Raw genomic sequence first — 17,551 nt, forward strand, 5'->3', positions numbered from 1 at the left:
AGAGATCATTCACTGGTAAGGGCCGTGACCGGGTCGAGTCGGGCAGCTTTGCGGGCCGGCATAAAGCCGAAGACAACACCGGTGATCAGGGCGCAGCCGAAGGCGCCGAGCACCGCTATCAAGGAGAACGCCACGGCGACTTCGCTGAGGATCAGCACGCCGCCGACGATCAGCGCCAGGGCAATCCCGGCAAGCCCGCCGACCACCGAAAGCATCACCGCTTCGGTGAGGAACTGGCGCAGGATGTCCCGTTGTCGGGCACCGGTGGCCATGCGGATACCGATCTCCCGAGTCCGTTCGCGCACGGTCATGAGCATGATGTTCATCACACCGATCCCGCCCACCAGCAACGAAATCGCGGCAATCGAGCCGAGCATCAGCGATAGGGTATTTTGCGTGCGTGCCTCGGCCTGAATCATTGCCGCGTTGTTGGTCAGTTCGAAATCCTTTTTGCCGTTGTGCAGGCGCAGCATCAACTGCTCGATGGCTTTTTCCGTCTCTTTGACCTTGCGCGCATCGGCAGCGGCGATGGCCACGTATTCGGGGTTGTGGGTGCCGAACAGCCGCACGCTGGCAGCGGAATAGGGGATGGCGATGCGGTCGTCGCTGTCGGAGTCGCCGGAGCTGGCGCCTTTTTCTGCGAGCACGCCAACCACCTGGAACGGCACGTTCTCAATCAGGATGTATTGGCCGATCGGGTTAGTGACGTCCTTGAGCAACTTGGTCCGCACCTTGTGGCCGATGACTGCGACGGCTGCTGCGTTGCGTTCATCTTCCTGGGTGAAGTAGCTGCCTTCTACCACCGGCCAGTTGAAAATCGCCGGGAAATGGGTGTCGTTGCCGCCGACGTAACTCAAGTGGTCGAGGTTGCCGAAACGCACCCCGGCCTCTTGACCGTTGACCGGCATGATCCGAGTCACCTGCGGCAGGCTTCCCACCGCCGCGACGTCATCCAGGGTGACGACGCCCTGCGGCGTTCGCGGGTTTGGGGACGAGCCGCTGAGGTAAATGATGTTGGAACCGAACGCGCCCATTTGCGCCATCACCTGACGCTTGCTGCCTTCTCCGACCGCCAGCATGACCACCACCGACGCGACGCCGATGATGATCCCGAGCAGCGTCAGCGCGGTGCGAAAACGGTTGATCCACATCACCCGCCACGCGGCTTGCACCGCATCGACCAGTTCGCCTTTCCAGGCCCCGGTGGCTTCCGCGCCTTCGCTCAGGCGCTTGCGTAAGTCCACCGCTTGCAGCGCGCCAGGGTTGGCCGAGGTCTGCGCTTCGGGGTTGTCCCGGGCGCTGTCGCTGATGATCAGCCCGTCGCGAATTTCGATGATGCGTTTGGCCCGGGCCGCGACTTCGCGGTCGTGGGTGATGAGGATCACCACGTGGCCCTGGCTCGCCAGTTCGTCGAGCAAGGTCATGACCTCGGCACCGCTGTGGCTGTCGAGGGCGCCAGTGGGTTCATCGGCGAGGATGATGTGGCCGCCGTTCATCAAGGCGCGGGCGATGGACACCCGTTGTTGCTGGCCGCCGGAGAGCTGGTGCGGACGATTGCCGGTACGCGAGGCCAGCCCGAGGCGGTCGAGCAGGGCGGCAGCGCGGGCGTGGCGTTCGGCGGCCGGAGTGCCGGCATAGATGGCCGGCATCTCGACGTTTTCCTGGGCCGAACCGGACGGGATCAGGTGATAACCCTGGAACACAAAGCCGAAGGCTTCGCGGCGCAGCCAAGCCAGTTCGTCGCTGTCGAGTGCGGCAACGTTTTCCCCGGCGAAACGGTATTCGCCTGAGGTCGGACGGTCGAGGCAGCCGAGGATGTTCATCAGCGTCGACTTGCCGGAGCCGGAAGCACCGACGATCGCCACGAATTCCCCGGCGTGGATCGACAGGTCGATGCCGCGCAGTACGTGAACTTCCGGTGAATCGCCGCCGCCGTAAGCTTTGCGGATGTCGTACAGGTCGATCAGGGGCGTCAGCATTCAGCCGCCACTCCCGTCGGCCGGGCCGATCAACAGGTGATCGCCTTCCTGCAAACCGTCGAGGATCTGCACCCGCAGGCGATCGCTGATGCCGGTGCGGACGTCGCGCTGCTCGATGCTGCCGTTTTTGGCGACGACCTGGGCAATTTGCATATTCGCTTCAGTGCCCGCCTGCAACGCCGCGATAGGCGCAGTCAGGGTGTTTTTCGCCTGATCCGAAACGAAGAAGACCTGGGTGGTCATTTCCGCCATCAGCGCATTGTCGGCGTTGTCGACGTCGAGCAACACGGTGTACAGCACCACGCGAGCACTGCCGCTTTTGCTCGAACTGGCGGGGCTGCCGCCGCCCTGGCTGGTCTGGTCCAATGGCTTGGGCGGCACCGGCAAAATTTGCCGCACGGTGCTGTTCCAGCGACGGTTGCCGCCGCTGAGGGTGGTGAACCAGGCCGTCATCCCGGGTTTGACGTGACCGATGTCGGCTTCCGACACCTCGGCCCAGACGGTCATCGGCGACAACTTGGCGATGCGCAGAATCAGTGGCGTTTGTTGCTGGGCGTTGAGGGTCTGGCCGACCCGGGCGTCGAGTGCAACGACGGTGCCGCTCATGGGCGCATAAATTCGGGTGTAACCGAGTTCCGCCTGATCGCTGCGCAGGCTGGCCTGGGCCTGGCGGATCTGTGCCTGGAACATGTCGATACGGGCCTGGGTGGCGCGCAGTTCGGCCTCGGCGGTCTGCACGTCTTCTTCGCGGGTGGCGCCACCGGCCTTGAGGTTTTGCTGACGCTGGAATTTCTGCCGGGCGAGGTCGTGCTGCGCCCGTTGTTCCTGCAGCTGTGCCTTGAGGTTTTCGATGGAGAAACGCCCAGCGTCGAGTTTGGCCTGTTGAGTGGACGGATCAATCTCCACCAGCAACTGGCCTTCCTTGACCACATCGCCGACTTCCACGTGGAGCTTGTGGATCTGCCCGGACGCCTGGGCACCGACGTCGACATAACGTCGAGGTTGCAGGGTGCCCAGGGCCGTGACGCTGCTTTCGATGTCGGCGCGGGTGACCTGCACGGTGGCGAACTGGTCGCGGCCGGGCGGGACGATCTGCCAGGCGGCCACGGCGATAACGGGAATCAGACAAAGTGCTACAAGCAGGGCGCGTCGGGTCTGTCGGGGACGTTTCATGCAGGGTTCCGGCCAATGAATATCGGCCCGTCGCTCAGCCTGCGCACAAAATCGGGCAACAGCAGAGCGCTGTCGGGGGACCGACAGAGACGGGGAGCTGTCCTGTAAACGATGAACGTACCGGGGAATTTAGGCGCGGACACATAGCGTTACACGTGTAGCCCAAGACTATTTGTCAGGCAAGGTGAAGCAATACTTTAAATCTATATGAGAATTACTATAAATTACGCACCTCAAACTGCCACTATCGTGCCACTGCCTATTTCGGCGGTCGCCGATCTGGCTCAAGGACAGAAACCGCACCCCTGCGGCCGGGAGTCATGTTGGAAAACTACTATCGCGAGCTGGTGTGTTTTTTGAACGCCAAGCTGGGCAACCGTCAGGTGGCCGAAGATGTGGTGCATGACGCTTATCTGCGGGTATTGGAGCGCTCCAGCGACACGCCGATCGAGCAGCCTCGGGCGTTCCTGTATCGCACCGCGCTCAATCTGGTGATCGACGACCATCGGCGCAATGCCCTGCGTCAGGTCGAGTCGCTGGAAGTGCTCGACAACGAAGAGCGCTACTTCACCCCATCCCCTCATCACAGCCTCGATCATGGCCAACGCCTGGAGATGCTCCAGCGTGCGTTGGCTGAATTACCCCGGTTGTGCCGCGAGAGTTTCCTGCTGCGCAAGATCGAAGGTCTGTCGCATCCGGAAATTGCTGAGCACCTTGGTATTTCGCGCGCGCTGGTGGAGAAGCACATCGTCAATGCCATGAAGCATTGCCGCGTGCGGATGCGGCAGTGGGACGCCCACTGATCTCTTCTCTCTAAATTTTTTTTCATTGTCCTCGTTCCTACTCAACAGACGACCTGCTGTCCTGCATCAGGTCACTTAGGCTTATTCCCCTTGTTGAGGGGTTCATCCAGAGGACACTGGAAATGACACAGGCAATTGCATCGCCCATCGTTCACGACCTGATCGGCGTCGGTTTCGGCCCTTCGAACCTGGCGCTGGCCATCGCTCTGCAAGAGCGCGGGCCGAGTCAGGGCGAGCTGGATGTTCTGTTTCTCGACAAGCAGGCCGACTACCGCTGGCACGGCAACACCCTGGTGACCCAGAGCGAGTTGCAGATCTCCTTCCTCAAGGACCTGGTGACATTGCGCAACCCGACCAGCCCGTACTCCTTCGTCAACTACCTCAAGCACCACGGTCGTCTGGTGGACTTCATCAACCTGGGCACCTTTTATCCGTGCCGCATGGAGTACAACGATTACCTGCGCTGGGTCGCCGGGCAATTTGCCGAGCAGAGCCGCTACGGCGAAGAAGTGCTGACCATCGAGCCGGTGTTGCACAACCAGCAGGTCGAAGCGCTGCGGGTGATCTCGCGTGATACCCAGGGTCAGCAGCACGTTCGCACCGCCCGTTCGGTGGTGGTCAGTGCCGGCGGGACACCACGCATTCCCGAAGCCTTCAAGGCGCTCAAGGGTGACAGCCGGGTGTTCCACCACTCCCAGTACCTGGCGCAGATGGCCAGGCAGCCGTGTGTGAACAACCAGCCGATGAGCATCGCGATCATCGGTGGCGGGCAGAGCGCGGCGGAAGCGTTCATCGATTTGAACGACAGCTTCCCGTCGGTGCAGGTGGACATGATCCTGCGTGGCTCGGCCCTGAAACCGGCGGACGACAGCCCCTTCGTCAACGAAGTGTTCTCGCCGGAGTTCACTGATCTGGTGTTCCAGCAGGCGAGCAGCGAGCGCGAGCGTCTGGTCAACGAGTACCACAACACCAACTATTCGGTGGTGGACATCGACCTGATCGAACGCATCTACGGCATCTTCTATCGCCAGAAAGTCTCGGGCATTGCGCGCCATGCGTTCCGTACCCTGACCACTATCGAAAAAGCCACCGCCACCGAGCGCGGCATCGAGTTGGCCGTGCGCAACAACGCCACCGGTGAAGTCACGGTCCGTCATTACGACGCCGTGGTGTTGGCCACCGGTTACGAGCGCCAGATGCACCGCAAACTGCTGGCGCCGCTGGAGCAGTACCTGGGTGACTTCGAGGTAGACCGTAATTACAAACTGATCACTGACGAGCGCTGCAAGGCCGGCATCTATATGCAGGGCTTCTGCCAGGCCAGCCACGGCTTGAGCGACACCTTGCTGTCGATCCTGCCGATTCGCGCCGATGAGATTGCCGGTTCGTTGTATGACCATGGCAAGAACCGTGGGCATGGCCGTTCGGTGATGGATTTACTGTTGGCGACTGCCAGCTAAGATTTTGTGGCGAGGGGGCTTGCCCCCGTTGGGGTGCGAAGCGCCCCCAAAACCGGTGAATCGGGTTTGTCAGTCAGACCGCATTTTCCGGTTTCACGACTGCTTCGCAGTCGAACGGGGGCAAGCCCCCTCGCCACAGGTTTTTGCTAAAGCTGAACCCTTCCTGAAGAACCCCGCGATTCCCCCTCCAGACGCCTTTGCTTCGTTTACTCTCCAGAAATCGGGGCGTAAGCTTCGCGCGTTTTCAATCAATAGCGGAGACCCACAGTGGGTACTTGTTCGAGTGACAGTAGTCGGCCGGTTTCGATAACCGGCACCTTCCCGGCAAGATAACGCGCAATTTTTTTGTGCCGTTTTCTCGCCGACAAGCGAGCAGCGGCATCCCGATCGCGGCCAGTCCTGGTCCGTGTCCCGACGTCCCTCTCATCGACGCTGAACCGTGCGTGATGTTCGACTGTGTGTCGTCATCGCGGCGCATCGACACGCCTGCTCGACGGTTTCCCGGCTGACCCTGGGGGAACTGCCATGAACCTGACCCTGCTCAAAGAATTCTTCGCTGGATTCCTGCGCACCCGCCACATCGCCCGACACTTCCGTCGACTGGCGCTGCTGGAGAGCTTCACCGACACCACGGTCAGCCGCGAGGTGCCGCCCACCCTGGCGCAAACCCTGGTGAGCGCCGCCAACAGCGACACCGGCCAATTGCTGGACAACCTCGGCAGCCACACCGATGGCCTGAGCGAACTGGAAGCCGATGCATTGCGCGTGCAATTCGGCCTCAACGAAGTCGAGCACGAACAGCCTCTGCCCTGGTGGACGCACCTGTGGCACTGCTACAAAAACCCGTTCAACCTGCTGCTGACCTTGCTCGCGGTCATCTCCTGGCTGACCGAAGACATGAAAGCCGCCATCGTGATTTTCTCCATGGTGGTGCTCTCGACCTTGCTGCGCTTCTGGCAGGAAACCAAATCCAACCAGGCCGCCGACGCGCTCAAGGCAATGGTGAGCAACACCGCCACGGTGTTGCGTCGGGATGCGCAACGTACCGAGCTGCCGATCAAGCAACTGGTGCCAGGCGACCTGATCGTGCTCTCGGCCGGCGACATGATTCCCGCCGATTGCCGGGTGCTCGGCGCCAAGGATTTGTTCGTCAGCCAGGCCGCGATGACCGGCGAATCGATGCCGGTGGAAAAATTCCCCCGTCAGCAGGACAGTGACACCCGCAACCCGCTGGACCTCGACAACATCCTGTTCATGGGCACCAACGTGGTGTCCGGCACGGCCATGGCGGTGATTCTCACCACCGGCAACAACACCTATTTCGGCGCCTTGGCGCAGCGGGTCGGCGCTACGGATCGCGCACCCACCTCATTCCAGACCGGGGTCAACAAAGTCAGCTGGCTGTTGATCCGTTTCATGTTCGTCATGGCGCCGCTGGTGCTGTTCATCAACGGTTTCACCAAGGGCGACTGGACCGAAGCGTTGCTGTTCGCGCTGTCGATTGCCGTGGGGCTGACCCCGGAAATGCTGCCGATGATCGTCACCTCGACCCTGGCCAAAGGCGCGGTGTTCCTGTCGCGCAAAAAAGTCATCGTCAAACGCCTCGACGCGATCCAGAACTTCGGCGCCATGGACGTGCTGTGCACCGACAAGACCGGCACCCTGACTCAGGACAAAATCTTCCTGGCGCGTAACGTCGATGTCTGGGGCAACGATTCCGATGACGTATTGGAAATGGCCTACCTCAACAGCTACTACCAGACCGGGCTGAAAAATCTGCTGGACGTGGCGGTGCTCGAACACGTGGAAGTCCACCGTGAACTGAAAGTCGGTACCGCGTTTCGCAAGGTCGACGAAATCCCGTTCGACTTCACTCGCCGACGCATGTCGGTGGTGGTCGCCGAGCGTGATCATTCGCACCTGCTGATCTGCAAGGGCGCGGTGGAAGAAGTGCTGGCGGTGTGCACGCGGGTGCGTCACGGCGAGGTCGATGAAGCACTGAGCGATGAACTGCTGGCGCGGATTCGTCAGGTCACCGCATCGTTCAACGCCGAAGGCTTGCGCGTGGTGGCGGTTGCAGCGCGGCCGATGATTGAAGGGCGCGATACCTACAGCCTGGCGGATGAACAGGCGCTGACGCTGATCGGTTACGTGGCGTTTCTCGATCCACCGAAGGAAAGCACCGCACCGGCCCTCAAAGCCCTTGCCGCTCACGGCGTGGCCGTGAAAGTGCTGACCGGCGACAACGAACTGGTGACCGCGAAGATTTGCCGCGAAGTCGGCCTGGAGCAGCAGGGGCTGTTGATGGGTAACGACATCGAGCGCATGAGCGACGCCGAACTGGCGGTGGCGGTGGAGACCACCAACGTTTTCGCCAAACTCACCCCGTCGCACAAGGAACGCATCGTGCGTTTGCTCAAGGGCAACGGTCATGTGGTCGGTTTCATGGGTGACGGCATCAACGACGCGCCAGCCCTGCGTACCGCCGACATCGGCATTTCGGTGGACAGCGCCGTCGACATCGCCAAGGAAGCGGCGGACATCATCCTGCTGGAGAAAAGCCTGATGGTGCTGGAGGAGGGCGTACTGGAAGGGCGACGGACCTTCGCCAACATGCTCAAGTACATCAAAATGACCGCCAGCTCGAACTTCGGCAACGTGTTCTCGGTGCTGGTGGCCAGTGCGTTCATCCCGTTCCTGCCGATGCTGCCGATGCACCTGCTGGTGCAGAACCTGCTCTATGACATTTCGCAGATCGCCATCCCGTTCGATAACGTCGATGAAGAAATGCTGAAAACACCACAGCGCTGGCAGCCGGCGGACGTCGGGCGCTTCATGCTGTTTTTCGGACCGATCAGCTCGATCTTCGACATCACCACGTTTGCCTTGATGTGGTACGTCTTCGACGCCAATACCCCGGACCATCAAACCCTGTTCCAGTCCGGCTGGTTCGTGGTCGGGCTGCTGACCCAGACGCTGATCGTGCACATGATCCGCACCCCGAAAATCCCGTTCCTGCAAAGCCGGGCGGCGATGCCACTGATGGTAATGACTGGAATCATCATGGCCGTCGGCATCTTCCTGCCGATGGGACCGCTGGCGCACTACTTCAAATTGCAGGCGCTGCCGTCGCTGTACTTCGTGTTCCTGCCGGTGATTCTGCTGGCGTACATGGCGCTGACTCAGGCGGTGAAAGGGTTCTATATCCGCCGGTTTGGCTGGCAATAAAGCGTGCACATTTAGGAAAAGTCCTACAGAAAGCTCGGCGGGTCTTCCGTAGCCTTGCGCCCTCACGAATCTGACACTCTCCTGGGGGCCCACGTTGTCGAACAAAGCCTTACGTATCCTGATCGCCGACGAGTTGCATTTTCACCGCATGAAGGTCGAGCGACTGTTCAATCAACTCGACTACTACCGGATAGCACCGGTGCACAGCCTTGAAGAGCTGTTGACCCTGGTCGAATACAGTTGCGAGCCATTTGATCTGGTGGTCATCAATGCCTCGCTGGCGGGCGGGGCGTTGAACCTGTTCGATTTTTTCCTTGATAACCAACAGGTTCATCACGCCTTGATCTATGACGGTCAGCTGGCGCAACTGCCGCCCATTCCTGCCTGCGTTCAACAGACGGTTGAGGTGAGTCACGCAACGCTGCCTGATCTGGCGTCCATTGCGCGGCTGATGGCGATCATCGACCCTCGGCTACCGTTCGTCGGCACTGTCATTTCTGTCAGGTAGTTGCGCCCGGTTTTCCATGCAAAAGTCTTTGCGCAGCCAGTACGTTCAACCGGGCCGGGCTTATGGGCATTGATTGCTCAATCGTCGTTTTTGTTGCACAGGGAGTTGCCATGAAGTCAGTGCTGATTGTGGACGATCATCCGGTGGTTCGCGCCGCAGTCAAAATCGTACTGGTGCAGGAGGGTTTCAAGCAGATATACGAGGCGGCGTGTGGTAATGAGGTCTTGCCGAAGATCCGCGAACACAAGCCTGATCTGGTGGTACTGGATCTGGTGATGCCCTCGCTCGACGGGCTGGATGTGCTGGCGCGGATCAAAGCCAGTGAGGTGCCATGCCGAGTACTGGTCTTTACCTCCCAGGAGCCCATGTTTTATCAAGATCGTTGCATGCACGCCGGTGCTGCGGCCTACGTCGCCAAGTCCAATGACTTGCAGCATTTGCACAAAGCCGTGCAGGCCGTGATGGCCGGTTACACCTATTTCGCCCAGCTGCCCTCGGCGTCGGTGTCGCTGACTTCGATGCAACGCAGTGAACAGCAGATGATCGATAAACTCTCTGACCGGGAACTGACGATTTTTCAGCATCTGGCCCGGGGCATCAGTAACAAGGCGATCGCTGAAATCATGCACTTGAGTCACAAGACCGTCAGCACCTACAAGACCCGTGTGGTTGGAAAACTCAACGTGGAATCAGCGGTGTACCTGAGGGATTTTGCCAAGCGTAATCATCTGATCTGAGTGAGCCCGATCATGCGCGATTGTTTGTGGGCTCTGTTGCTGTTCTGTGGACTGGGAGCACCGGTGACGGCGGCCGATGAGCCAAAGCTTTTACATGTGCTGGGGCGTTCCGCGGTGGAGGGTTATCAGGTCCAGCTGGATGAAAAAGACTGGCAGTGGTTGCGCGGCAAACGAGTCTTGCGCCTCGGGGTGTCGGGGCCGGACTACCCGCCGTTCGAGATCACGCGAAACGTTGATGAGCTGGAAGGCATCACCGCAGACTATGCCGCACTGTTGGGGCAACTGCTGCACGTAAAAATCGACGTGCTTCGTTATCGCACGCGCGAGGCGGCCATGGATGCGCTCAAACGCGATGATCTGGACCTGCTCGGCACGTCCAACAACTTCGAGGCGGCTGACCCCGATTTGACCCGATCCAGTGCCTATGCCGAAGATCAGCCGATGCTGGTTACCCGCCTGGACGACTGGATGCCCGTCGACCTCGCTGGCAAACGCATCGCCATGGTCGATGACTATCTGCAGGCGCAGACTGTCGAAGCCTTCTATCCCGATGCGAGTTTGCAACGCTACCCCTCGGCACTCGACGCGATCGGGGCGGTGGCGTTCGGGCAGGATGATGTGTACCTCGGGGATTTCATCAGCGCCAATTACCTCATCAATAACAACTACCTCAGTAACGTACGCCTGGTGGGGCCTTCCGGCCTGGACGCCAATCCGTTCGGCTTTGCCCTCAGCCGGGGCAACCCTCGTCTGAAGAGCATTGTCGATAAGACTCTGGCGGCGATTTCCATGGATCAACGCACGGCCATCGAGCAGCGCTGGAGTGCCGGAAGAGCCAACATGGCGGGTCAAGAGCGAGTACGTTTGAGCGCCAGTGAGCAACGTTGGCTGGATCAACATCCGACGGTGGAAGTGGGTGCCGTCGAGAGCTTTGCCCCCCTGACTTTTTACGATGCACAGGGACAACTCAGTGGGTTGACCGCGCAATTGCTGACGCTGATCAGCCAGCGCAGCGGCTTGACCTTCAAGGTGCAGCGGGGTAACTCCCTCGATCAGCAGATTCAGCAACTCAAGGACGGCAAGATCGACGTATTACCTGTGGTCACGCCCAGTATCGAGCGCGAAGTCGAACTGCGTTTCACTCGGGCCTACTTGAACAATCCGTTTGTACTGGTCAGTGCGACCACCCCGGGAAGCCCCAGGACCGTGGATGACATGGCCGGTAAACGCCTGGCGATTTATCGCGGTCATCCGTTGCTCGAGTTCATTCGCGCTCGGGCGCCCAATGTGCGTCTGGTCGAAGTGCAGAGTCCGGCGCAGGGTCTGGAATGGGTGATCAAGGGCCAGGCCGACGGGGCAGTCAGCTCATTGATCGTGGCTCGGTATCTGATTACCCGGCAATACCGCGAGCGTCTGCGGATCAGCAGCACCGTGGGTGATGAACCGGCGCGTATCGCTCTGGCCACCAACCGAGGTGCGCTGGAGTTGCACTCGATTCTGAACAAGGCACTGCTGAGCATTTCGCCCCAGGAGATGGATGAACTGTTAGTCCGCTGGAGCAATGATGTGGTGGTCGATGACAGCTACTGGCTGCGTCATCGCCAAGGCATTCTCCAGGCGTTTGCCGCTGCAGGCGCTTTGCTGTTGCTCGCACTGGCCTGGATAGCCTGGCAGCGTCGGCAGATAACTCAACGCCAGCAACTGCTCGGGCAATTGCAGGATGCCAAGAACGCCGCCGACGATGCCAACCGTGCCAAAACCACCTTCCTGGCGACCATGAGTCATGAAATCCGCACACCGATGAATGCCCTGATCGGCATGCTCGAACTGGCGCTGAAGCGAGCGGAAGAGGGCTTCACTGATCGCTCCGCCATCGAAGTGGCATCCAATGCCGCGCAGCAATTGCTGGCGTTGATCGGCGATATCCTGGACATCGCCCGCATCGAGTCCGGGCATTTGTCGCTGACCCCAGAGCGGGCCAATCTACGCACGCTGGTGGCGTCGGTGTGCCGGGTTTTCGAAGGCCTGGCACGGCAGAAGAACTTGCAGTGGCGGGTCGAATTGCCCGAGCACAGCGATCGTGACGTGTTAGTCGACCCCACGCGCTTCAAGCAGGTGCTGTCCAATCTGCTGAGCAACGCGATCAAGTTCACCCGTGAAGGTGAGGTGAGTCTGACACTGCGAGTAGAGCCCGGTGTGTCGGGGCATCTGGCAGTCAGTGTGCGTATCGAGGACAGCGGCATCGGTGTCAGTGTGGTCGATCAGCAACGACTGTTCAGCCCGTTCGTGCAGGCCGGTAACAGCCAGCAGTCAGGCCACAATGGTTCCGGTCTGGGACTGGTGATCAGCCGCACTCTGTGCGAAATGATGGGCGGCCGATTGCAGCTCGACAGCGTCCTCGGACTGGGTACGCAGGTCGACATCAGCCTTGATCTGATTGCGTTGCAACCGTTGGCCTGCAGCGAGCGGACCGATAGCGGACTGCAGGTGCCCACTCGGCTGCTGAGGATTCTGGTGGTCGACGATTACCCGGCCAATCGATTGTTGCTCTCACGGCAGCTGAGCTACCTGGGGCATCAGGTGCTGGAGGTTGAGGATGGCGAGCGTGGTCTTGCGCAGTGGCGCGAGCATGAGCTCGATTTGGTCATCACCGATTGCAACATGCCGGTGGTCAATGGTTATGAATTGGCGGGTGCGATACGCGATGAAGAGCGCGCAAATGGCTTGCCACCCACGCTGATTCTTGGGTTTAGCGCCAATGCGCAGCCGGAGGAAAAGATCCGTTGCCTTGAAGCGGGCATGGACGACTGTCTGTTCAAACCGATCCGGCTGGCCGATTTGAGTGCCTGGCTGGCGTCCCGATTTGTGAATGAGCTGCCAGCGCCGGTTGAAGAGCAAGCAACGTCCGAGATCGACTTGACCGGCCTGGAGCTCTACGTCGGTGAAGACCGGACGCTGATCAATCAGTTGTTGCGCGAACTGGCCGAGACCAATCGCTACGATCGCGATGATCTGCTGGCAGCGCACGTCAGTGGCAATCGTCACCGGCTGCAAGACCTGGCGCACCGCATCAAAGGTGGTGCGCGGATGGTTCGTGCAAAACGATTGATCGAGTGCTGCGAACATCTGGAACGTGCCTGCGCCGAGGGGCGCGCGGCGTTGATCAACGAGGCCGTCGATCAATTGCAGCACGCCATGGCACGCCTTGATCAGAGCCTCAAGCGAGACTGACGCTTAATCCCAGTGGGGCGCGAGACCTTTGGGGCTGGTCAGTCGATGGTCACGATCAAGACCCGCGATCAGCGCCATGTCGGCGTCGCTCAAGGCCAGTGTGCGGGCGTGCAGGTTACTTTGCAGGTTGGTGCGTTTGGTCGACGAGGGAATCACGGCGTAACCCAGTTGCATGGCCCAAGCCAACGTGACATCTGCCGGCGTCGCCTGCAGGCGATCGGCGATCTGCTGGATCACCGGGTCTTTCAGCACTTCGCCGTAAGCGAGGGTCATGTACGAGGTGATCTGGATGCCCTGGCTCTGCGCGAATTCGACGACCTTGCGGTTTTGCAGGTAGGGATGCAATTCGATCTGGTTGGTCGCGATGTGTTCGGCACCGACCGCGGCGATCGCCTGTTTCATCAGGTCGACGGTGAAGTTGGACACACCGATCTGCCGGGTCAGGCCCAGTTGTTTGGCTTCGAGCAGGGCGCCCATGAATTCCTCGACCGGCACCTGATCTTCCGGAGATGGCCAATGGATGAGGGTCAGGTCCAGGTAGTCGGTTTGCAGCTTTAACAGGCTTTCCTTGAGGCTGTCGATCAGGCGATCCCCGGCGAAGTTGGCAACCCAGATCTTGCTGGTGATGAACAACTCGTCACGGGCGATGCCACTGGCGGCAATCGCCTCGCCGACCTCGGCTTCGTTCTCGTAGATTTGCGCGGTATCGATGACTCGATAGCCCAGTTCCAGGCCGGTGCTCACCGAATCGATGACCACCTGGCCTTGCAAGCGAAAAGTACCAAGGCCGAATGCGGGAATAGACATCAATGACTCCAGGGTTGCAGTGGGAATGGGCACGAGTATCCCCGGCTGCAGCCATGAGAAAAACCGCTGGATCGGCAAAGCAATGTTTACCGCAAGTCATGAATCGAAAGATCGCAGCCTCGCAATCCCCTGTAGGAGCTGTCGAGTGAAACGAGGCTGCGATCTTGTGATCTTAAGTTTTCCTGAGACACCGCGTTGTCTGGTTTTACGACTGCTGCGCAGCCGAACGCAGGCTTCGCCAGCTGCTACATGGGGTGTGTACGGGCTTCTAAGCAATATCGCTGTGGCTGAATTCCTCGCCCAGAAAGTCGATCAATGCGCGTACCGACGGCAGCAGCCCACGGCGTGAAGGGAAGATGGCATGCACGATCCCGCATTTGGGTGCCCAGCCCGGCACCAGTTCCACCAGTCGGCCCGCGGCAATGTCATCGCGCACCACCACGCTGGGCAGGTGAGCGATGCCGATCCCGGCCACCACGGCGTGACGCAACGCCAACAGGTCATCGGTGACCATTCGTGGCGCATGCCGAATCACCGCGCTGGCGCCGTGCGCCCCAAACAATTCCCACTGATATTCACGCTGCGCCGCGCCCCAGTGCAGACTCGGCAACCCGCTGAGGTCGGCCGGGGAGGCCGGTGATGACAGACGCGGCATGAAGGCCGGACTGCCCACCAGGCACTGGGTGCTGTTGCCCAGCACCTTCATCACCATGTCGGTGTTTTCCAGCGGCGGAAAGCGCACGCGCAAGGCGATGTCGAAACCCTCGTGGATCAGGTCGACCCGGCGGTTGGTGCTCTCGATGAACAACTCCACCAGCGGGTACTTGAGCATGTAGCGCGTCAACATCGGCCCGACCCAGGAGTTGAGCAGTGCGGTCGGGCAACTGATGCGCACCAGGCCCTGGGGTTCGGAGCGGTTGCGTTCGATCAGTTCGGCAGCGCTTTCGGCTTCCACGCGCATCGCCAGGCAACGCTGGTAATAGGCCTGGCCGATTTCCGTCAGTGAACAATGCCGGCTGGTGCGGTGCAGCAGGCGCACACCGAGGCGCTCTTCGAGTTCGGCGATGCGCCGGCTCAACTTCGACTTGGGCATGTCCAGCGCCCGGCCGGCCGGGGCGAAACCGTGATGCTCCACCACTTGGGTGAAGTAGTAGAGGGTGTTGAGGTCTTCCACTATCGTTCTCCAGATAGAACGCTAAGGCTGATTTTTGCAGTCTAGTGCATCAAAGGGTTCAGTTTTAAGCTTTGTTCATCGCGTCACACACCAGATTCGGAGGCAGAATGAAAAACATCATCGGTATCTACACCAGCCCACGGGCCCATTGGGTCGGCGACGGTTTTCCGGTTCGCACGCTGTTTTCCTACGACAACCTGGGCAAACATATCAGCCCGTTTTTGCTGCTCGATCACGCCGGTCCCGCTGAATTCACCCCGACCACCGAGCGTCGTGGCGTTGGTCAGCATCCACACCGCGGTTTCGAAACCGTGACTATCGTTTATAAGGGCGAACTGGAACACCGCGACTCCACCGGCAGCGGCGGCAAGATCGGCCCAGGCGACGTGCAATGGATGACCGCAGCCTCCGGGATTCTCCACGAAGAGTTCCACTCAGAAGGTTTCGCCAAAACCGGCGGCACCCTGGAAATGGTTCAGTTGTGGGTCAACCTGCCGGCCAAGGACAAGATGGCCGACGCCGGTTACCAGACGATTCTCGATGGCGACATCCCGAGCATCGCGCTCAAGGACCAGGCCGGCAGCCTGCGCTTGATCGCCGGTGAGTTCGACGGCCACACCGGCCCGGCACACACGTTTACCCCGATTGACGTCTGGGACCTGCGCCTCAACGGCGGCAAGTTGCTGACCCTGGACCTGCACGAAGGTCGTAACACGGCACTTGTAGTGTTGCGTGGCACGGTTCAGGTCAACGGTGTGGAACTGGTGCGCGAAGGGCAGTTGGCGTTGTTCGAACGCAATGGCCAGCAGCTCAGCCTGGAAGCCAATAACGATGCCGTCGTGTTGCTGCTCAGTGGCGAGCCGATCGACGAGCCGATCGTCGGTCACGGTCCGTTCGTGATGAACACCGAGCAAGAGATTCACCAGGCCTTCGCCGACTTCCAGTCCGGTCGGTTCGGCCAGATGCACGGTTAACCCGTACAGGTTCAACAACCCGCTCTACACAGGATGCGTAGGCCGGTTCCCGGGCCAGGGATGGCTGTTGCCTGAAAAAAAGAGGAGACGCACATGAGTACCGTCAACGCGGCCAACTTCAATGGCCAGAAACCGACCATCGATCCCAACGACAGCGCGATGCTGTTGATCGACCACCAGAGTGGATTGTTCCAGATCGTCAAGGACATGGACGTGCCGCAACTGCGCGCCAACGCCATTGCCCTGGCCAAAGCCGCGACCCTGCTGAAGATGCCGGTGATCACCACCGCCTCCGTACCGCAAGGGCCGAACGGGCCGTTGATTCCGGAGATTCACGAGGCAGCACCGCACGCTCAATACGTGGCACGCAAAGGTGAAATCAACGCCTGGGACAATGCTGAGTTTCACGCGGCAGTCAAAGCGACCGGCAAGAAAACCCTGGTGATCGCCGGCACCCTGACCAGCGTTTGCCTGGCGTTCCCGTCCATCGCTGCGGTGCATGAAGGCTACAAAGTGTTTGCGGTGGTCGACGCTTCCGGCAACCACTCGAAACTGGCCACTGATCTGACAATTGCCCGATTGACGCAAGCCGGGGTGGTGCCTATCGACATCATGGCTACGCTCTCTGAGCTGCAAGGCTCGTGGAACCGTCCGGACGCCGAGCAGTGGGCGGCCGTCTACGCCCAGGCCATGCCGCATTATCAATTGCTGATCGAGAGCTATCTCAAGGCTCAGCAAGTGGCGAACGAACACGAAGTGCTGGACTCCCAGCGCTAACCGGGTACCCCACGCCGACTTCCACTCGGCATCGATAAAAAGCGAGGATTACTCCCATGACTACCTCTTACAAACGTCTCGACAAGGATAACGCCGCCGTTCTGTTGGTTGATCACCAGGCGGGTCTGCTTTCTCTGGTGCGCGACATCGAGCCGGACCGTTTCAAGAACAACGTGCTGGCCCTGGCTGACCTGGCCAAGTACTTCAAGTTGCCGACCATCCTCACCACCAGTTTCGAAACCGGCCCCAACGGCCCGCTGGTTCCCGAGCTCAAGGCGCTGTTCCCGGACGCGCCGTACATTGCCCGTCCTGGCCAGATCAATGCCTGGGACAACGAAGACTTCGTCAAGGCGATCAAGGCCACCGGCAAGAAACAACTGATCATCGCCGGCGTGGTAACCGAAGTGTGCGTGGCGTTCCCGGCGCTGTCGGCGCTGGCTGAAGGCTTCGAGGTGTTCGTGGTGACTGACGCTTCCGGCACCTTCAACGAACTGACCCGTCAATCGGCCTGGGACCGCATGTCGGCCTCCGGCGCGCAGTTGATGACCTGGTTCGGCCTGGCCTGTGAGCTGCATCGCGACTGGCGCAACGACGTGGAAGGCTTGGGCACCTTGTTCTCCAACCACATCCCGGACTACCGCAACCTGTTTACCAGCTACAACGCGCTGACCAACAGCAAGTAACCCCGACGCACATCGCC

13 protein-coding genes are annotated in these 17,551 nt (G+C 60.2%); 9 read left to right on the forward strand and 4 right to left on the reverse strand.

The features are described 5' to 3' along the window. Positions 1-5 precede the first annotated feature (5 nt). Together KGB23_RS21460 and KGB23_RS21465 are read right to left on the reverse strand one after the other, a co-directional pair. Positions 6-1,979 carry a MacB family efflux pump subunit gene (locus KGB23_RS21460; RefSeq protein WP_223432490.1) on the reverse strand — a complete coding sequence of 658 codons (1,974 nt, stop codon included), beginning with the start codon at positions 1,977-1,979 and terminating at the stop codon, positions 6-8. Then, entirely contained in the window at positions 1,980-3,152 is a 1,173-nt protein-coding gene (locus KGB23_RS21465; protein ID WP_223432491.1) for an efflux RND transporter periplasmic adaptor subunit, read from the reverse strand. It lies immediately after the preceding gene. A gap of 320 nt (positions 3,153-3,472) precedes the next feature. On the opposite strand from KGB23_RS21465, the gene KGB23_RS21470 reads away from it, so the two are divergent. The 6 genes from KGB23_RS21470 (at position 3,473) to KGB23_RS21495 (ending at position 13,119) form a co-directional block, all read left to right on the forward strand. Next, positions 3,473-3,955, forward strand: a complete 483-nt coding sequence (locus KGB23_RS21470; RefSeq protein WP_283181052.1) for a sigma-70 family RNA polymerase sigma factor — start codon at positions 3,473-3,475, stop codon at positions 3,953-3,955. 122 nt (positions 3,956-4,077) lie between these two features. Then, complete coding sequence (locus tag KGB23_RS21475; protein WP_223432493.1) at positions 4,078-5,415, forward strand: lysine N(6)-hydroxylase/L-ornithine N(5)-oxygenase family protein; 1,338 nt, start codon at positions 4,078-4,080, stop codon at positions 5,413-5,415. A gap of 525 nt (positions 5,416-5,940) precedes the next feature. Continuing rightward, positions 5,941-8,643 (forward strand): magnesium-translocating P-type ATPase, encoded by a 2,703-nt coding sequence (mgtA, locus tag KGB23_RS21480; RefSeq protein WP_223432494.1) that lies wholly within the window; start codon positions 5,941-5,943, stop codon positions 8,641-8,643. Between the two features lie 94 nt (positions 8,644-8,737). Further along, positions 8,738-9,151, forward strand: a complete 414-nt coding sequence (locus KGB23_RS21485; RefSeq protein WP_223432495.1) for a response regulator — start codon at positions 8,738-8,740, stop codon at positions 9,149-9,151. A 110-nt stretch (positions 9,152-9,261) separates the two neighbouring features. Further along, complete coding sequence (locus tag KGB23_RS21490; RefSeq protein ID WP_223432496.1) at positions 9,262-9,888, forward strand: response regulator transcription factor; 627 nt, start codon at positions 9,262-9,264, stop codon at positions 9,886-9,888. A 12-nt stretch (positions 9,889-9,900) separates the two neighbouring features. Further along, entirely contained in the window at positions 9,901-13,119 is a 3,219-nt protein-coding gene (locus KGB23_RS21495; protein WP_223432497.1) for a transporter substrate-binding domain-containing protein, read from the forward strand. A 3-nt stretch (positions 13,120-13,122) separates the two neighbouring features. Here KGB23_RS21495 and dkgB read toward each other — a convergent pair whose 3' ends face one another. Then, positions 13,123-13,926, reverse strand: coding sequence for a 2,5-didehydrogluconate reductase DkgB (gene dkgB, locus KGB23_RS21500; RefSeq protein WP_223432498.1), 804 nt, complete (start codon positions 13,924-13,926; stop codon positions 13,123-13,125). 268 nt (positions 13,927-14,194) lie between these two features. Further along, complete coding sequence (locus KGB23_RS21505; protein WP_223432499.1) at positions 14,195-15,100, reverse strand: LysR substrate-binding domain-containing protein; 906 nt, start codon at positions 15,098-15,100, stop codon at positions 14,195-14,197. 107 nt (positions 15,101-15,207) lie between these two features. Here KGB23_RS21505 and KGB23_RS21510 point away from each other — a divergent pair, with 107 nt between their 5' ends. The 3 genes from KGB23_RS21510 to ycaC all read left to right on the forward strand — a co-directional run bounded on the left by KGB23_RS21510 (position 15,208) and on the right by ycaC (position 17,534). Further along, a complete protein-coding gene (locus KGB23_RS21510; RefSeq protein WP_223432500.1) occupies positions 15,208-16,074 on the forward strand; it encodes a pirin family protein in 867 nt (288 codons plus the stop codon). A gap of 93 nt (positions 16,075-16,167) precedes the next feature. After that, positions 16,168-16,851, forward strand: coding sequence for an isochorismatase family protein (locus KGB23_RS21515; protein ID WP_046048436.1), 684 nt, complete (start codon positions 16,168-16,170; stop codon positions 16,849-16,851). A 56-nt stretch (positions 16,852-16,907) separates the two neighbouring features. Further along, on the forward strand, positions 16,908-17,534 hold the full coding sequence (ycaC, locus tag KGB23_RS21520) for an isochorismate family cysteine hydrolase YcaC (protein ID WP_033061120.1): 627 nt from the start codon (positions 16,908-16,910) through the stop codon (positions 17,532-17,534). The last annotated feature ends 17 nt before the right edge of the window (positions 17,535-17,551 follow it).

The sequence above is a fragment of the Pseudomonas sp. GL-B-26 genome (assembly GCF_019947405.1).
GTDB lineage: Bacteria > Pseudomonadota > Gammaproteobacteria > Pseudomonadales > Pseudomonadaceae > Aquipseudomonas.